Source organism: Kocuria tytonicola, assembly GCF_003687455.1.
In the GTDB taxonomy this organism is placed as follows: domain Bacteria; phylum Actinomycetota; class Actinomycetes; order Actinomycetales; family Micrococcaceae; genus Kocuria; species Kocuria tytonicola.
The window spans coordinates 1-3612 of record NZ_PHOA01000151.1; the positions used below are offsets into that span (position 1 = coordinate 1).

Sequence of the window (3612 nt, forward strand, 5' to 3'; positions counted from 1 at the left end):
CGGATTCTTGTAGTTCGATCCAGCCCCCTGTGAGGCGGGTGGTGTTCGTTGCGTGCTGGTGGGCGCGCGCGATCGTCGAGTCGACCGACAACGACCAGTCGATCAGACCTGCCGCGTCAGCAGCAGTCGTCAGTTCGGCGTGGATGCGGTCCCAGGTTCCGTCATCGGCCAGGCGCCGGTGCCAGGTCCATACCGTTTGCCACGGCCCGTACACCGTGGGTAGATCGCGCCAGGCGATGCCTGCGCGGTAGCGGTACACGATGCCCTCAACCATCGTGCGCGCGTCGGAGAACTTGCGGCCCGGCTTGCCCGTCGGGCGCGGCAGCAACTCCTTGATCAGTGACCACTGGGCATCCGAGAGAACCTGAAAACGTGACACGTCCTGATCGTTTCAGACCCCGCGACTAACCTTTGTCAGACACGCCCTAACCACTGTCACCGGATCGTGCAGCAGTCCCCACTCCCCGATGGCGCGCTCTGAGGATGTCTGTATTTTCTGTGGCATAACCAACCAGGGGAACTGTCTGGTGAACCAGTTTCTACGCCCTGAACCGCCGCGGCCGCCTCTGGCACCGCGAGCACCGGTACGAGGAACGGTTCGCGAACTTCTCGCGCACGATGACGCCGTCCAGTCCCGCGGCCTCGCAACGCGGACACGGCTGCCCGGCCCGCCCGTAGGCGTTCAGGGACCGGGCGAAGTACCCGGACCCCCCGTTCACGTTGACGTACAGCGAGTCGAAGCTGGTGCCGCCCGCGTCCAGCGCGCGGCGCATGACCTCCTGGCACGCCGCCACCAGCTCGCGCGTGCGGGGCGCGGTCATCGTCTCTGTCGGTGCCGCCCAGTGCAGCCGGGCGGCCCACAGCGCCTCGTCCGCGTAGATGTTGCCGATCCCCGAGATCAGCCCCTGGTCCAGCAGGGCACGCTTCAGACCCGTGCGGCGTCGTCGCAGGGCGGCGTGGAAGGCGTCGACGTCGAAGAGCGGGTCCAGGGGGTCGCGCGCGATGTGCGCGGCGTGCTCGGGCACGGTGCCGTGGCCGTCGGCGCTGGGCACGAGGGGGTCCAGGAGCATGCCGCCGAAGATTCGCTGGTCCACGAACCGGGCCTGCCCCGGGAGGGCGGCACCGGCGTCGTCGTAGGCGGGAGAAAGCGCCAGGCGGATGCGCTCGTGGCGCGGCTGCGGCTGGCCTGCGAAGGCCACCAGGAGCTGGCCACTCATGCCCAGGTGCACGAGCAGCGCACTGGACGGCTCCGTCCCGGGACGCTCGACCAGCGGGAGCCAGAGGAACTTGCCGCGCCGCTGTGCAGAGTCCACGGTCAGCCCGGCCAGGCGCTCCTGGAAGTCCAGGACGCCCGCGGTGTGGCGGCGCAGGGAGCGGGCGTCGAAGACCTGCACGGACTCGACCGTGCGCCCGACGACCCAGCGTTCGACGCCGCGGCGCACCACTTCCACCTCGGGCAGCTCGGGCACGGGCTCAGCCCCCGGACGGGAAGCGGGCCTCGACGGCCTCGCACGCGGCGGCCGCGGCGGCGCGCTCGGCGGCCTTCTTGGAGGTGCCCTCCCCGTGGCCGAGCACCCGCCCGTCCACCACGGCGTCCGCGGTGAAGTGGCGCGCGTGGTCCGGGCCGGTGCCCTCCACGGTGTAGCGCACGGTGCCCAGACCGTGCTGGGCCACGAGCTCCACGATCTGGGTCTTCCAGTCCCGCCCCTCGTGCAGGACCTTGGTGTCCTCCAGCAGCGGGACCATCATGCGCAGCACGAGGTCCCGGGCCGGCACGGGGCCCAGGGACTCGTAGACGGCGCCGATCACGGCCTCGGTGGTGTCCGCGAGGATGGAGGCCTTGTCGCTGCCCTGCGTGCGCACTTCACCCTTGCCCAGACGGATGTGGGGGCCCAGGCCCAGGGAGCGGGCCACACCCGCGAGTGCCCGGGCGGAGACGACGGACGCCCGCAGCTTGGCGAGGCGACCCTCGTCCCATTCCGGGTACCGGTGGTAGATCTCGTCCGTCACGGCGAGCTGCAGCACGGCGTCCCCCAGGAACTCGAGCCGCTCGTTGTGGGTCTCCCCCGGGTGCTCGTACGCGTACGAGCGGTGCGTCAGCGCAATGCGAAGCGTCCCGGTGTCGAGATCGACACCGAGACGCTTCAGCAGCTCACCGGGATCCGGCTCAGCAGTCACGTTACGCGTCAGCGACCTTGCGTCCCTTGTACTCGTAGAACAAGGGGGTGCCGGCGGAATCGGAGACCAGCTTGGCCTGGTGCGGCAGGCTGTAGCTGACCTTGCCGTTCTCCACGGTCTTCACCAGTTTGGGGGCCTGAGCCTTCCACTGGGACCGGCGCATGCGGGTATTCGCACGGGACATCTTCCGCTTGGGAACAGCCACGGCTATCTCTCTTCTCTCGTGTCGGTTGTCGGCTCCGACGTGTCCGGGCCCTGATCCGTCTCGGTCATCAGCCCTGCGAGGGCGGACCAGCGGGGGTCCTTCACGTCGTGGTGGTGCTCCGGATCGTTCTCGAGCCGTGCGCCGCACTGGGCGCACAGGCCCGGGCAGTCGGCCCGGCACACCGGTTGGAACGGCAGCTGAGTGATCACTGCGTCCCGAAGCATCGGTTCGAGGTCGATCTCCTCGTCCCGCACCTCATACACTTGCTCGTCCTCGACGTTCTCGTCACCCTTCGGGGACGGTTCGAAGACGAAAAGCTCTTGCACGTCGACCGGTAGTTCGTAGTCAATGGGGTCGAGGCATCTGCTGCACTCCCCGTGAACACTGACGATCACGGTTCCGGAGACCAGAATACCGTCGTGGACGGATTCCAGCCGCAGCTGCAGCTCCATGGGCGCGCCCTCGGGCGAACCGATGAGCGCCGTACCGAAGTCCTTCGGTGCGGGCGCCTCGACATCCAGGGTGTCCATGGTCCCCGGGCGGTGCTCCAGCTCCCTGACGTTGAACGCGAGGGCTGAACTGTTGCGGTGATTCACGGAACTCCTGGCTAACGACACTGGCCGACAGAACACCCTAGCACGCGGGCGCGCCCCGGTTCATCCCGGCGCGAGCCGCTCAGCGCGCGAGCACCGCCCGCAGCACCGGCTGCGGCACGAACGAGGTGATGTCCCCGCCCAGAGCCGCCACCTCCATCACGAGCGACGAGGAGACGTGCAGCAGGGAGGGCTCCCCCGGCAGGAACACGGTCTCCACACCGGTGAGTGAGCGGTTCATGGTGGCCATGGGCAGCTCGTAGTCGTAGTCCGCGCCGTTGCGCAGCCCCTTGACCAGGGCCACCGCGTCCCGGCGCTCGGCGTAGTCCGCGATCAGCCCGGACTCGAGCGGCTCCACGACCACCGCGGGCTCGTCCGCGAACACCTCCCGCACCAGCTCGATGCGCGTCTGCTCGCTGAAGCGGTGGGTCTTGTTCGGGTTCGTGGACACGGCGACGACCACCTCGTCGAACAGTCGTGCGGCGCGGTGGATGACCGCGCAGTGACCGAGGTGCAGGGGGTCGAAGGAACCCGGGCAGATGGCGCGTCGCATGCCCACAGCCTAGTGGCACGCCACCGGGCGGCTGTTCCTACACTGGGGCCATGACCAGCAACGCGCAGCCCCAGTGTAGGAAC

5 protein-coding genes and 1 pseudogene are annotated in these 3612 nt (G+C 68.9%); all 6 read right to left on the bottom strand.

The features are described 5' to 3' along the window. Positions 1 to 379, bottom strand: a pseudogene (locus CWC38_RS11235) (IS5 family transposase); the annotation flags it as partial. 160 nt (positions 380 to 539) lie between these two features. Continuing rightward, a complete protein-coding gene (gene mutM, locus CWC38_RS11240; protein WP_121846808.1) occupies positions 540 to 1469 on the bottom strand; it encodes a bifunctional DNA-formamidopyrimidine glycosylase/DNA-(apurinic or apyrimidinic site) lyase in 930 nt (309 codons plus the stop codon). Positions 1470 to 1473: 4 nt separating this feature from the next. Beyond that, a complete protein-coding gene (rnc, locus tag CWC38_RS11245) occupies positions 1474 to 2178 on the bottom strand; it encodes a ribonuclease III (RefSeq protein WP_121846809.1) in 705 nt (234 codons plus the stop codon). 1 nt (position 2179) lies between these two features. Continuing rightward, positions 2180 to 2383, bottom strand: a complete 204-nt coding sequence (rpmF, locus tag CWC38_RS11250) for a 50S ribosomal protein L32 (protein WP_012398114.1) — start codon at positions 2381 to 2383, stop codon at positions 2180 to 2182. Between the two features lie 2 nt (positions 2384 to 2385). After that, the gene (locus CWC38_RS11255) at positions 2386 to 2979 is read right to left on the bottom strand and encodes a YceD family protein (RefSeq protein WP_121846810.1); all 594 of its coding nucleotides are present in this window, start codon (positions 2977 to 2979) and stop codon (positions 2386 to 2388) included. Positions 2980 to 3058: 79 nt separating this feature from the next. After that, on the bottom strand, positions 3059 to 3529 hold the full coding sequence (coaD, locus tag CWC38_RS11260) for a pantetheine-phosphate adenylyltransferase (protein WP_121846811.1): 471 nt from the start codon (positions 3527 to 3529) through the stop codon (positions 3059 to 3061). Positions 3530 to 3612: the final 83 nt, after the last annotated feature.

Excerpts from the sequence above, each read along its gene's own strand:
- coaD (WP_121846811.1), bottom strand. The coding sequence starts at position 3,529 with ATGCGACGCGCCATCTGCCCGGGTTCCTTCGACCCCCTGCACCTCGGT.